Source organism: Arthrobacter sp. 01T419 (assembly GCF_056398865.1).
Window position 1 is genome coordinate 170,041 of the sequence record NZ_JBFTQF010000008.1, and the last position, 13,844, is coordinate 183,884.

Annotated in this window: 9 protein-coding genes; 7 read left to right on the plus strand and 2 right to left on the minus strand. The window is 62.3% G+C overall.

Annotation, left to right across the window (positions count from 1 at the left end; translation table 11 throughout):
- The first annotated feature begins 46 nt into the window (after nt 1–46).
- Both AC1DLO_RS13840 and AC1DLO_RS13845 read left to right on the plus strand, forming a co-directional pair.
- On the plus strand, nt 47–1,897 hold the full coding sequence (locus tag AC1DLO_RS13840; protein ID WP_476890327.1) for an S-layer homology domain-containing protein: 1,851 nt from the start codon (nt 47–49) through the stop codon (nt 1,895–1,897).
- 280 nt (nt 1,898–2,177) lie between these two features.
- Entirely contained in the window at nt 2,178–2,798 is a 621-nt protein-coding gene (locus AC1DLO_RS13845) for a hypothetical protein (protein WP_260404754.1), read from the plus strand.
- Between the two features lie 175 nt (nt 2,799–2,973).
- Here AC1DLO_RS13845 and AC1DLO_RS13850 read toward each other — a convergent pair whose 3' ends face one another.
- Nucleotides 2,974–4,134, minus strand: coding sequence for a chitinase (locus tag AC1DLO_RS13850; RefSeq protein WP_476890328.1), 1,161 nt, complete (start codon nt 4,132–4,134; stop codon nt 2,974–2,976).
- 531 nt (nt 4,135–4,665) lie between these two features.
- On the opposite strand from AC1DLO_RS13850, the gene AC1DLO_RS13855 reads away from it, so the two are divergent.
- Together AC1DLO_RS13855 and AC1DLO_RS13860 are read left to right on the plus strand one after the other, a co-directional pair.
- Entirely contained in the window at nt 4,666–6,072 is a 1,407-nt protein-coding gene (locus AC1DLO_RS13855) for a polysaccharide deacetylase family protein (protein WP_476890329.1), read from the plus strand.
- The gene (locus AC1DLO_RS13860) at nt 6,069–7,448 is read left to right on the plus strand and encodes a glycosyltransferase family 2 protein (protein ID WP_476890330.1); all 1,380 of its coding nucleotides are present in this window, start codon (nt 6,069–6,071) and stop codon (nt 7,446–7,448) included. The genes AC1DLO_RS13855 and AC1DLO_RS13860 overlap by 4 nt, the downstream gene beginning before the upstream one ends.
- A 141-nt stretch (nt 7,449–7,589) precedes the next feature.
- Here AC1DLO_RS13860 and AC1DLO_RS13865 read toward each other — a convergent pair whose 3' ends face one another.
- Nucleotides 7,590–8,651: a hypothetical protein gene (locus AC1DLO_RS13865; protein ID WP_476890331.1), complete on the minus strand. Its 1,062-nt coding sequence runs from the start codon at nt 8,649–8,651 to the stop codon at nt 7,590–7,592.
- Nucleotides 8,652–9,079: 428 nt separating this feature from the next.
- Between AC1DLO_RS13865 and AC1DLO_RS13870 the strand changes: the two genes are divergently transcribed.
- The 3 genes from AC1DLO_RS13870 to sufU all read left to right on the plus strand — a co-directional run bounded on the left by AC1DLO_RS13870 (nt 9,080) and on the right by sufU (nt 13,799).
- Nucleotides 9,080–11,758: a LuxR C-terminal-related transcriptional regulator gene (locus AC1DLO_RS13870; protein ID WP_476890332.1), complete on the plus strand. Its 2,679-nt coding sequence runs from the start codon at nt 9,080–9,082 to the stop codon at nt 11,756–11,758.
- A gap of 122 nt (nt 11,759–11,880) precedes the next feature.
- On the plus strand, nt 11,881–13,215 hold the full coding sequence (locus tag AC1DLO_RS13875) for a cysteine desulfurase (protein WP_184736296.1): 1,335 nt from the start codon (nt 11,881–11,883) through the stop codon (nt 13,213–13,215).
- Entirely contained in the window at nt 13,212–13,799 is a 588-nt protein-coding gene (gene sufU / locus AC1DLO_RS13880; protein WP_476890333.1) for a Fe-S cluster assembly sulfur transfer protein SufU, read from the plus strand. The genes AC1DLO_RS13875 and sufU overlap by 4 nt, the downstream gene beginning before the upstream one ends.
- The last annotated feature ends 45 nt before the right edge of the window (nt 13,800–13,844 follow it).

The following is a 13,844-nucleotide window of genomic DNA, read 5'->3' on the forward strand; positions in this document are numbered from 1 at the left end:
GCCGCCGGGCACATCGCGCTGGCTCGCAGGGGTTGTAAGCGTGCTGATGTCAACGTCTGTCTTCGGAATAGTGGCACCGGCCGCCCACGCGGCGCCGAACACCATCATCACCCTGACGTTTGACGACGCCAACGCAGATCAAGTCGCTGCCGCAGGAATCCTCAAGACCAATGGGCTTAAGGGCACGTTCTTTACGCCGTCGGGCTACCTCAATGCTCCCAACTACATGACAACCCAGGATGCGCTCAACCTGCAGGCGGATGGCAACGAGATCGGCGGCCACACGGTGACCCACCCCGACCTGGCCCAGATGGGTCCGGACGAAGTGGCCCGCCAGATCTGCAATGACCGAGTCAACCTTTACAATATGGGCTTCCACAACGTCACCAGCTTCGCGTACCCCTTTGCATCCTTTACCCCCGCGGTAGAGAGCGCCGTGGCCGCCTGCGGATACAACAGCGCCCGGGGGCTCGGTGACCTGGAAAGCAAGGTACCCGGAAGCGCCGGGCTTGGCTTTGCCGAAACACTTCCCCCTGCTGACCCTTACAGCACGAAGGCCCCGGACGAGGTGGACAACACCTGGACCACGACCGACCTACATAATCTGGTCACCAAGGCTGAGCCAGGCGGCGGCTGGGTACAAGTGACGTTCCACCACATCGGCACAGGCATCGATCCAGTTTCTAAGATCGCAGACCCGCTGACGGTGTCGACCGCGCTTTTCACCGAGTTTGTGCAATTCCTGGCCTCAGAGAAGGCAGCTGGCCGGATCGCCGTCCAAACCGTCCAGGAAACCCTTGGCGGGGCAACCAAACCGCTTGTCCCCGGGCCGGCGGCACCGCCCGCGGTCACTGCGGGGAACCTGATCAAGAACGCCAGTATGGAGACTGCCGGGCCGGTAGCCTCGGGGCTGCCACAGTGTTGGGCACAGGGCAGCTACGGCAGCCACACGGCGACCTTCACCACGGTAACCCCTGGCCACGGAGGTACGGCGGGGACCCACGCCGAGCAGCTCGTGATGTCCGCCTATGTCAGCGGGGACGCCAAGCTCTTGCCGACCCTCGACCTGGGAGAGTGCGCGCCAAGTGCAACCCCTGGCCACACCTATGACATGAAGGCTTGGTACACGTCCACTACCACGACGCAATTCGAACTGTATTACCGCACGGGTTTGGGCACGTGGCAATACTGGACCGCTAGTCCGTATTTCGCAGCGTCGACCGCGTGGAGCCACGCTACGTGGACTTCACCGGCGCTTCCGGCGGGTGCATCGGCCATCAGCATGGGCCTGAACCTGCTCGGCAATGGCACCCTGACCACGGACGATTTTGAACTCTACGACACATCAGGCATCAGGCATTTCACGGATGTCACTCCCACCACGGCGTTTTACAACGAGATCAGCTGGCTATCTAACAACCTGATCACGCAAGGCTGGCCTGACGGCACCTTCCGTCCTCTCACATCCATTAGTCGCGAGGCCATGGCGGCCTTCCTCTACCGGTTCTCAGGAAGCCCTGCGGTTCCCGCGAATGCACGGACGTTCTCCGATGTGCCGGTTGGCGCGCCGTTCTACAACGAGATCCGCTGGTTGGCTTCCGCCGGCATCACCACGGGCTACCCGGACGGAACCTTCCATCCCTGGGAAGCTGTAAGCCGCGAGGCGATGGCAGCATTCCTCTACCGTCTCAGGGGTAAGCCTGCCGTGCCGCCGAACGCACCGACGTTCCCAGATGTGCCGGTTGGCGCGCCGTTCTACAACGAGATCCGCTGGTTGGCGGCCACAGGCATCACCACCGGTTACGCGGACGGAACGTACAAGCCGGCCCTCGCCATCAACCGTGACGCCGTGGCTGCGTTCCTGTACCGCTACAACATCGATTTCCCTAAGGGCTGACGGCGGTAGCAGTCCATAGGGAAGTGTGGGCGGCCGGTCTCCGAAGGCTATCGGGAGATTGACCGCCCACGGCCACGTACACTGCGGGAAATACCGAAGCCAGGTCTCAAGGGAGTGAATGGTGAACACCGCGAGGTCCACGGAGATGCGTCGAAAACGCGCATTTGTGGCCATTGCATTTTGCATGGCCCTGCTAACGGCAGCCTGCACCGGGCCGGCACCGGGGCCAGGACCGAGTCAGTCATCGACGGCTGGCCGATATCCGTGGCACACGGGGATCGTGGCCACGACTTTTTGGGTTGGGGAGATCTTCGACCCCAAGGCGGCAGATGGCAGCCAGGTGGTGTCCACCTACGATTCCCAGTGGATGCAGAGCTATGGAGGCTGTGACGGTGTCATCAAGAACGGTTGTACCACCGAGGCGAGAACGCAGGCCAAGGGATTTGCGCCTAGCAGTATGACTCCGAAGCAAAACCCCTTTTACTTGGATCTTCCCTATGACGACGTCAACGATGCCACAGCTTTTGCCGAACGAGCCAAGGTGATTCCCTGGGCCAACGACCCTGGCTTTGCAGGTAAAGAACAGGACCGTTCCTTCAGCTACATGAAGAACCAATGGGTCAGGATTCGCAAGGACGGCCATGAATGCTATGGGCAGATCGAAGACGCCGGTCCCGGCCAGTACCACGACAAGGAGTACGTTTTTGGCTCCAACGATGCCCGGCCCGTCAACAAGAACTTCAACGGTGCAGGTATGGACGTCTCGCCGGCGCTCAACGGGTGCCTCGGCTTTTCAGAGCTCGACGGCGAGTCGGACAAAGTCGACTGGCAGTTCGTGCCGCGGGACCAAGTTCCTGCGGGGCCGTGGCTGGACATCGTCACGGTCAGCCAAGTGAAGTAGGCCCAATGATTCTTAACCCGACGAATAATTGCTCGAAAACTGGAGGTATCAATGGAATGGCTTAAGAGGTTGTTTCGGCGCGGTAACGGCCGGCATCTTGCCCGCCCGGCCGAAGCTAAAGGACGGGCCTGAACGGAACATCCCGGCCATGCGTGACCTTTGTTGAGGGGCTGGGTCAGTGCAGTTTGCCTTTGAGTCCTGCGCCCAACAAATCAGAGAAGCGTTGGTTTCCTTGGTTGATGCCGCTGCAAATGTGGCTGGCCGGCCCTTCCCCGGCGTCTTGTGGGCAGGACGTGTCCCGGTTCAGGGACCACATGGACACCCGTGCCGCTCCCTTGCTGAGGGCAAAAGCGTTCAACCCGCGCGCTGCATCCAATTCAAACACTTCGCCCGGGAGGTCGTTCCGGCCGATCATGGGGGTTAACCCCATCTTCCTCCAGATCTGATCGCTGTTGAGTGTCATTCCTGCACGCTGATAGATGATGCTGAGCTGCTCGTGGGTGGCCTGGGCCGCTGACGTGCTGGCATCGAGCATGCTCTGCGACGCACTCCGGCTTGAGCCGTAGTTCATCGTCATGATGTTGACACCAGCCAGCTGGACGCCGGCGGCGAGCATTTGATCGACGGCGGACGTTCCGGCGTCGGTCAATCCTTGGGGCGTGACGGGGAGAGTCAGCCAGACAGAGAGAGCGTGTCCCTCATTGCTTCGCTCCTTCTGAAGCGCGGCGACAACCGCGGCGCGGCGCTGCCAGGCGGCGCCGTCGGCCAGATTGTTGCCTTCGATATCAAAGTCGATGGTCGCCGGATTGTAGCGTTCCAGGACGGCCCGATAGGCCCCTTCCAGGTCTGCGACGTTCTGGCAGGAGCTGGCGAGCTCGCTGTTCACCGAACCACCGAAGGACACAGCGATCGCGCCGCCGTTTGACCGTAGCTTGGCGATGCGTTCCTCGAGCTTGAGCGAAGTCTTCGCGGCGTCGAGGCTGTAGGTGCTGCCCCAGCTGGGTGTGCAGGCTTGACCAGCGTCTGCAACCACGAATGCCAGCATGACATTCTTGGTCGCCTCGCTCTGGGGTGTATCGAAGGGATACTGCGGGACCACCGTGACATCAACATAGCCGGAAAACCATGGCTGTTGGAACGCGCCGTTTGCGTCGGTGGCGACGCGCCACACGAAAAAGCCCCCTGCCCCTGCTACAACCAAGGATGCGGCAATGTAGGCACGGGCAACGGTTGACAGCCGGCGGCGTCTGCGGGGTTGGTCCGACGAGCCACGGGCGTCCCGTGCGTTGCCTGCCTCAGCTGCAACGGAAGTGCCGCTTCCCGGTTTCTTGGACACTCTCTTCCGCCATCCTTTGATACCCGCTCAGAAATCCCCACTGCCTTGATGCACCATTTGACCACGAACAGATCGGATTCGCCCGTGCTTTCGTCTTGGCGTTTGCTCCGGCTGATTCGGTACGTGGCGCACGAGTAGTCGCGTTGTTCGGAGCCCAAAGGTTGAGTGTAAAGACGGGTAGAGCCTACTCGTGTCCGTGGTCTCCCGACTCCCTAGGCTGAACGTGTCAGTTGGTTGAGGGCAACGGGGGAAGACAGGTCTCACAATGGAAAAGGATGCTCTGGTCCGAGCGGCATCAGAACCCAGCGGAATCATCCGAGAAAGCGTGTGGCTCGGGTTCGAGCCCGTTCTGGGGAGTTCCGGCATGTTCGCTCCCAATGACCCATCGCCAATTGACAGTGCTGCCCCGTGGCAGCACGCCCTCATAGAGGGGGCCCCTGAACGGGGGCCGGTGGTGAATAAGCCTTTGAGACCGAGGCTTCCCCCAGTCGCCACCGGCCCCTTCGGGAGCCTGCGCACTGAGGCTCTGCGATGAGCTCCGGGAAGAAGGACTTCGCGTCCGGCCCGGTCCACACGTCCAGGAAACGGGCAGGCCTGTGGGCCGCCTCTTGGGTCTCGGTGTTGCTCCTGTTGACGGGCGCAACGTCGCTGCTCAACGGAAACCAGACTCCGGCCGGCTCCCAGCCTGCCGCCACGGCTTCTGCCGCCCCGCTGTCTTCTGTCAGCCTGACGTTTGATTCAGGCCGGTCAAGCCAGATGGAGGCGGCCCGGATCCTGAAGGACCATGGACTTCGGGGCACCTTCTTCATCGACTCAGGATTTGTCGGCGCACCCGATTACATGACGGTGGAGAATCTCCACAGTTTGGCGACTGACCAAAATGAAATCGGAGGCCATACAGTCACCCTTGCCGATGTGACCGCGGTGGAACCAGATGAAGCTTCACGCCAGATATGCGACGATCGGGCGAACCTCACGGACTGGGGCTTTAAGGTCACCTCCTTTGCCTATCCGTTTGCGGCTTCAACGGCGAAGTCGGAGGAGCTCGTTGCTGGGTGCGGCTACAACAGTGCCCGGGGTCTCGGTGAGATACACAGCCCCTTGGACTGCGCCACCTGCGCCCAGGCAGAAACGGTCCGCCCCGCCAACTTGTTCCGGACGAGGGCAACGTCCGAGGTCGGCAGCGGCTGGACGTTGGCCAACCTCCAGGCAACGGTGGTGCAAGCTGAACAGGCGGGGGGATGGTTGCAGCTGACTTTCTACGACATCGACAACAGCGGCAGTCCTCGCTCCGTCAGTCCCGCGTTGTTCGAACAGTTCGCCACCTGGCTGGCAGCGAGGACCCAACAAGGGACCATGGCTGTACGCACGGTTCATGACGTGATCGGCGGAGTGGCGAAACCGGTGGTGAACGGCCCGGTGGCGGCGCCGGCTGCACAGGGCAAGAACGCGCTTCGCAACCCGGGGCTGGAAATCGCTGGAAAGTACGGTTTGCCGCAATGCTGGCAGGTTTCGTCCTACGGCAAGAATGCAGTGGTGCTGAGCACCTTGAACCCGGGACACAGCGGTGCGATAGCGCGTCGGCTGGACGTGACCGAATACTCGTCCGGCGACGCCAAATTGCTTCCCGTCCTCGATCTAGGGGCATGCGCGCCGAGTGTCACCGCGGGCCACAGCTATTCACTCCGTGCGTGGTATCAGTCCACTGCGAAGACGCAATTTGAACTGTATTACCGTAACAAGCTGGGCACGTGGACCTACTGGACAGCCAGCCCCTGGTTTGCGCCAAACACCAGCTACGAACAGGCAATCTGGGAAACGCCGCCCGTTCCGTCCGGAGCGGAAGCCATCAGCTTTGGACTCAACCTCTTCAGCGATGGCCAGCTTGCTACCGACGATTACGAAATGTACGACACAGTTGGAGCTCCGTCGCCGTGATAGTTCTTTCAATCGTTTTGGTTCTGGGGATCAGCACGATTTTCTGGTCCGTTGCCGGGCTCTTCCGCTTGGCGAGTGAGCAGTCGTGGCGGGCCCAGGTATGGTCCAACCGGATCCGTGGGTGGATTTCGTTGCTGCGGGGCGGAGGGATGCCGGCCCCGCAGCGCCAACGGGCCCGTCATCGTTCAAAGGGAATCCGAATCTACCCGTCGAATGTCGCAGTCCTCATAGCCGCCCACAATGAGGCGCTCGTCATCAAAGAGACAATCCTTGCCGCGTCAGCGTTGGTTCCCCGGCGCAACATCCACATCGTCTCAGACATGTCCACGGACGACACCGCGGCTATTGCGCGGGCCGCAGGAGTCAAGGTCCTCGAGCTTGAACCGAATCGGGGCAAGGCAGGCGCGCTCGCGGCGGGGATCGCCCATTTTGATCTGTGCAAGCGGTTCAAAGTGGTCATGCTTCTGGACGCGGACACCCGCCCAACCCCGGACTACCTCGAAACGGGACTGCCGCTGTTTGCCGATCCCACGGTGGTCGCTGTCGCGGGACGCGCCAAGTCAATCATGAATCCGCCATCTCCGACGGCGATTGGCCGCTTCCTGGTGGCGTACCGGGAGCGCTTGTACATCGTGGTCCAACTGCTGCTCAAATACGGCCAAGCAGCTCGAGGCGCCAATGTTGTTTCGATCGTTCCGGGATTCGCCAGCATGTACCGGACCAGCGCGCTCGCCGAGATAGAGGTCCTGGCGCCGGGACTGGTGATCGAAGACTTCAACATGACGTTTGAGATCCATGCGAAGAAACTGGGACGGATTGCATTCCATCCGTCCGCCGCCGTTGCGTACACACAGGATCCAGACAATCTCAAGGACTACGTCAAACAAGTGCGGCGGTGGATCCTTGGCTTCTGGCAGACGGTCAGACGGCACGGACTGCAATTCGGCAGGTTCTGGTTCGTCCTGGGGCTATACATCGTTGAGCTCGTGGCCAGCTGCATCTTCTTCGTGCTCCTGGTGCCAGCCTTCCTGCTATCGTCCATAGCTGCCGTTGAAGTATGGATCTTTGGCAATCGATCGGAAGTTCTTGTGTTCCTCTCCGGTGTCCTGCGGCCTCAGGACGTTCTCATCGGGGTTTTCCTGCCGGATTTCTTACTGACAATCCTTGCCGCCGTTTCGATGCGCAGTCCGCGCCTCCTGCTGATGGCTCCCTTGTTTCCGTTGATGCGGATCCTGGATGCAATCATTTGCCTCCAGGTGTTGCCCAGGGCGTACTCGGCGATTTCGTCCGGAGTCTGGGTCAGCCCGGTCCGAAGGATTCAACGCCAGTCCCAGGAAATGGGTGTGGCCGGATCGCCGGCGGCACGGGTCGGCTAGGACAACGGACAGCCGAGGTGACAGGTCCCGGACACGCGAACGCCCGTGCCACGCAGCCATGACGGCTGGGACACGGGCGTCCGCCCGCTTCCAGGGTTCCCTGGCCGGCGGGGACTTGCGAGGCGAGGGCGGCGGTGGGGATTAGTTGGTGACTCCCGCAGTGGTGACAACAGTCAGCCACGGGCCGGCGGGCACGCTGGCGCGGTCCACGAAACGCCAGGAAACATGGTCGTTGTCCCCGTCCAACTCAGCGAAGCCGAGGCAGCCGTTCAGTGCCGGGGACACGTCCATGCCGGCGCCTTGGCTCGGGTCGCCGGAGAACTGCTTGTTGGCGGGACGGGCGTTGTTCGCGCCGAACACGTAGGCGGAGTCATGGTAGAGGGAACCGCTGGAGGGGCCCGCATCTTCAACTTGTCCGTAGCAGACGCTGCCATTGGGGCCGGTGATCTGGACCCAGGCGTTCTTCATGTAGCTGTAGTTCGAGTCCGCGCAGTGGTTGACGCCGGTTGCGGCGTTGTCTGCGGCAGCCCACGGAATAACCTTGCAGCGCTCAGCGAAGGCCACGCTGTCGTTGACGTCGTCGTAAGGCAGGTCCAGGTAGAACGGGTTCTGCAAAGGCTTGGGCTGGTGCAACGGGAAGTATCCATTGCTGGCCACGCGCTTTTCAGTGACGCACTTGAAACTCGTGCCTGTGCCGGAGCTGACACCGTCGCAACCGCCGTAGGGGCTGCCGGGGCAGCCGCTCGCGCTCATGGGGGTGGTTCCGAGGTTGACGCCGGTGTGCTGGAGGGCCCACTGGCCGTTGAACGTGGAGCAGACCTGGGAGCCATCCGAGAGGCTCGCGTTGAAGATTTCCCCAACCCAGAAGCTGGTGCTCACGATGTTGGTGTGCAGCGGGTAGGTACCGCCCGTCGCTGGGAGGGGGGCAGGCGCCGCAACGGGTGCACTGGCGGCTGTTGCTGCCGAAGACGGCGTGGCCGCGGCGGGCTGGCTCGACGGCGTCGCGGCCGGAACGTTGCTCGGCGTCGGCGTCGGCGTCGGAGTCGATGTTCGCTTGGGGGTGGAGGAAGCGGAAGGCGTCTTGGACGCGCGGTCGCCGCTCCAGGAAGAGGTGTTGTGTGAGGATTGGACGGCTGAAATGGTTGCCAGGCCGCCGAAGGCCAGGAGCAACACGGCGATGAGTGCTGTGAACAGGTGTTTCATATTATGGGTGACATATCTGTTGGGGACATGGACATATGAGACCGAGGCAATCGGGTAAGGCGATCTGCAGGCAAAAAGGCCGCAGGGTCGTACACGGCCAAGGGGTGTGCCACGACAGAGCTGTTTCGAAATAGGCTGCGCTCCGACTCCCCAGAAGTAGCCAGCCTGAACTTGCTCTTGCGAGACCAGCTTACACAGTCAGATCACAGGACGGTAACAGCGGCCACACATTTGGTCAGGAGTCGAGGCAGGAACTCCCTCCAAAGGCCGCGTGGAAGCTCGAGGATTTCGTGCAAGTAGCCCTGGAAAACCAAGTAGTTACCACTCAATCCAGGACAGAAACCCGCGGGTAACGTTTGGAAATGACACCGGTCCGTGCCGCGGCCGTCAGGAACACGTGTCCGGCGGCCCAAAGATGAGACAGGACCATGGACGATACTGAAGGGACCCAGACCTCGCCCCCGATCATTCGGGCAGCAGAGCTTCAAGAGATTGTTATTGCCCTGTCAGGGCCGGAGCCAGCCGGGATAGTCATCTCAGGCCCGAGTGGTTCGGGAATGACTACTCTCTTGGACGCCGCGGCTTCAGTGCTGCGCGGGTCGTTCAGCGTGATTGCCCACAACGTCTCCGAGTCATTCGCGGAGATCCCGTTTGGAATCGCCATGGCACTTGTTCCCGAGCTGCCGGCCCGCTCCAAAGTGTGGCCCGGTTCCATTGTGGCGGCTTGCCGCAAGGCAGTGCGCGCCGCTTCGGCAGCCGGATCCCCGGCCTTGCTCGTCCTGGACAACATCGATTTCCTGGACGACATGTCCCTTTGGCTCTTAAGCCAGCTCCTTGTTGAACCGGACATCCGCATGATTGCCACCCACCGCTCAGACCGGCCGTTGAGGATGGAATTGATGGAGTCCGTCGTTTCACGCCAGCTTTCGGTGGTGACCCTCGACGACCTCACGCCGGAGCAGCTTCGCGAATTCCTCGATGACCGTCTCGGCGGGCACGCCGCGCGCAGCCTGGTCCGGGACATCCATGCCCTCACCGGGGGGAACTTGCAGACCGCGAAGTTGCTGTTGGACGAAGCCGCAGCGCGCGGAGAGATCGTGGAACAGGCTGATTCCTGGATGCTGTCCGGACCGATCCGACTGGACGGTTCGCAAGCCCTCGAATTGACCCGGCACCGGCTTGAGGGTTACTCCGTGCCGCAGCGTCAGGTGGTGGACCTCCTGGCAGCGGGGGAGCCGATACCAATGGCCATCCTTGAACAGCTTGTCCAAAAGCGGGCTATCGAAGCGCTCCGGGGCGACGGAACCATCCGTGTCCAGAAGGACACCCGGGAAACGGCTTCCCTCAGTCACGGCATCGAAGGGAGGCTTGCCCGGCAGCAGCTGGGACCTGCCCGGATCCTGGCGTTTCGGCGAAGCATCTACGAGATCTCCGCCCCGGCTGCTGATGACTCGCTCTGGACGCTGTTCCGTCGGGTGGACTTCGAACAGGAAAGCGGTTTGCCGGTGCCAGACGCTGATCTGCTGGCCGTGGCCATTGCGGCGAACGACATTCACGATAACCGGCGGGCCCGGCGGTCCGCGGATGCGGTGCGAGCGCCGGAACTCGGACTGGTTGCCGGGCTGGAGCTGGCAAGGGCCCTCTATCAAACAAGGGATTTCCCCGGGGCTGTCACAGTCCTGAAGGGTCTGGTTGCCAATACCCCTGACGTCTTGACAATGGACTTCGCCCAGGCCGTGTGGCTGCTGTTGCATGCCCTTTTGCCGACTTCTCCGGGGGCAAAGGTGCTGCAGGCGGTCCTACAGGATGCCCGACGGCGGTTGGAGGCTGCCGCCGCAGCAGTCCAGCCGGACGAGCCGGCCTATCTTGACCAGGCGGCCGTCCGGGACGAACTGGATGTCCTCCAGCTGTACCTCGATGCGCAGAACGGTAGCTGGCCTTCAGCCAGTGGTGAGCTGTTCCAAAGGCTTTGCCGCAGCCAATTGCTCGACCCTGGGCTGCGTTCCGAGCGCGAGCCGCCACCGCCTACCCAGGCCGCCGTGCTTTTGATGGCGCTCGTCTCCCAAGGGCTGGCTGTCAGCGGGCGGTTCTCGGACGCCGTCGCACTCTCGACGTCGGCCCTCGAAAGTTTGGGGAGGCTGCCACGGTGCCCGGTGGACTTCCTGTCCACTGTGCTGACCATCCACGGATCGAATTTGATCTGGCGCGGACAATGGGGTGGTGCCGAAATGTTCTGCGCCGGCAGTTCCAGCTACAGCAACCGGATGAGCTATTTCGGTGGGGCGGCCCACCTCTACAGGGCACTGGTGTTTGCCAGGCAGGGGAGCCTGGAATTGGCTTGTGAACAGTTCCGCCAGGCCAAGGCCCGGCTGGACGAAGCCGACCCCGATGGGCTTCTGCCACCGGCCCTCGGGGGACTTGCCGCGGCCGCGTGGTTGCTGGGCGATGTCAACCAGGTACGTCGCGCCCTGGCGGCCTACGATTCGCGCCGAAGTTCAGGAAACTATCTTGCGTCGCAGCTCGCCGAAAGCTATTCATCCGCGGCACGGTCAGTGCTGGTTGGTGCGGAACATTCACACAGGAAGCTCTTGCAACTTGCGGGTTCGGCTGCCAAGAAGGGACACCGGGCCCTCGAAATGCTGAACCTGGGCCTGGCCGCACGTACCGGCAGCCGTGGCTACCGGCAGGTGGGGCCAGGGGTGTCCGAAGTTGTGTGGAGTGTCGAGTCTGGAGTGCCGTCGGGACAGGAAGCAGGACAAGAAATGGGACAAAGACCAGGGCTGGGAACACAAGAAGCAATCACGGGTGAGCCCCAACAAGACCGGGCTTTCGACCACGAGGAGGTGTTTGCCTATGACGAACCCGACGCGGAGGGCCCGGAGGCCGGGTCCTCCATCCTTCCCGGCGTCGTCAAGCTTTCCCAGCGTGAACGCGAGGTGACTGCCTTGGTGGCCTCCGGGCTGAGCAGCGCGGAAGTAGCCGCTCGATTGGGTATCGCAGTGAACACTGTCAACGCGCACCTTCAGCGGGTTTACGGGAAGCTCGGAGTTTCGCGGCGGCAGAAGCTCTCTGAACTCTGGGACGAGTTGGCGAAGCCGGAGGAGTAGGCTGCGTAGCTCCGCGGATGAGGCAGCGAAGCCAAATGGTGGGACAATTACTAGGTGACGCCGCCACTCCTGGCGGTCAGCCGCTGGCGATTGCCACGTATTCCTATCAAGGAGCACCGGTTTTGACGATGGTTTCCACCCCCGCGTGGGGAGATGCCCAGGTTTCCGCACTCGATGACGATGAAGTCCGTCGCATCCGCAATGATTTCCCCGTTCTTGAGCAGGAGATCAATGGCAAGCCGCTGGTCTATCTGGACTCGGGTGCCACCTCGCAGAACCCCCGGAGTGTGCTGGAGGCGGAGCAGGAATTCTATGAGCAACGAAACTCCGCGGTCCATCGCGGTGCCCACCACCTCGCTGTAGAAGCCACGGACTCTTTCGAAGACGCGCGGGCCACCGTGGCGCGTTTCGTGGGCGTGCAGGATGATGAGCTGATCTGGACCGCGAACGCCACTGCGGGCCTGAACCTTTTGGCCTATTCTTTTTCGAACGCCAGCGTGGGCCAGGCAGGCGCGGAAGCCGAGCGCTTTGCCCTCAAGCGTGGGGACGAAGTGCTTGTCACCGAAATGGAACACCACGCCAACCTGATCCCTTGGCAGGAACTGTGCCGGCGGACCGGCGCCACCCTCAAGTACATTCCCCTTGACGACGCCGGTGCGCTGCGGCTCGAGGAAGCATCGCGCCTGATGACCGCGCGAACCAGGATCCTGGCCTTCACCCACACGTCCAACGTACTCGGCAACATCAACCCGGTGGACGTACTGGTCCAGATGGCCCGGGAAGTAGGTGCCTTGGTGGTCCTGGACGCCTGCCAGTCCGCGCCGCACCTCCCCCTGGACTTCAAGGCCCTGGACGTTGACTTCGCCGTATTTTCCGGCCACAAAATGCTGGGACCTACGGGAATCGGCGCGGTCTACGGGCGGAGCGAACTGCTTAACGCGATGCCACCTTTCCTGACTGGTGGTTCCATGATCACCACGGTGACGATGGAGCAAGCCCGGTATTTGCCCGCTCCCCAGCGTTTCGAGGCTGGAACGCAGCCTATTTCGCAGGCTGTGGCCTTGGCTGCGGCGGTGAATTACCTCAGCGAGACAGGGATGCAGCGGGTGGCCCTTCGTGAGGCGGAGCTTGGCCAAAGGCTTGTCACTGGCCTCAGCGCCATCCAAGGCGTGCGAGTGTTGGGTCCCGAGCCAGGAGAAGAAAGGACCGGGCTTGCCGCGTTCGACGTCGCCGGAGTGCACGCGCACGACGTCGGGCAGTACCTCGACGATCTGGGCATCGCTGTCCGGGTGGGCCACCATTGTGCGCAGCCCCTGCACCGCAGGCTGGGCCTGACTGCCTCCACCAGGGCCAGTACCTACCTCTACACGACGTCCGAGGAGGTCGACCTGCTGGTTGAGGCGGTTGCCAAGATCCGGCCCTATTTCGGAGTAACGGCTTCGGGGGCCACGTCATGAGTGGTCTGGACTCCTTGTACCAACAGCTGATCCTGGAGCACTCCAAGATCCGCAGCGGGGGAGACCTGGCTGAACTGCCGGCCGCCGCAGCGGGTTCGGTCGGCACAGGGGGTTCGGTCGGCACAGGGGGTTCGGTCGGCACAGGGGGTTCGGTCGGCACAGGGGGTTCGGTCGGCACCGCGGGTTCGGTCGGCACAGGGCAGAGTCACCAGCTCAATCCCATCTGCGGGGACGAAATCACCCTGAGGCTCAGTGTCGGCACCGCCGGAGACGGACAGGCCGTCACGGAAATTCACTGGAATGGCGATGGCTGTGCAATTTCGATGGCGTCAGCGTCCATACTCAGTGAAATGGCACCAGGCATGTCCCCGGCGTCCCTCCGCCGGACCATTGACCATTTCCGCGAATTGATGCGCTCGCGCGGCAAACTGGAAGCGGATGAGGAACTGCTGCAGGATGCTGCCGCGTTGGCCGGGGTCGCCAAGTACCCGGCCCGGGTAAAGTGCGCCATGCTCGCATGGGTGGCTGCGGAAGACGCGTTGCGCCAAGCCGAGGCCAATCAAGGGGTGTCCGAAGCTCTCTAGCGAGGCAGGCCGACGTCGAGTAGTGTCCACTCTATTGCGGACTCG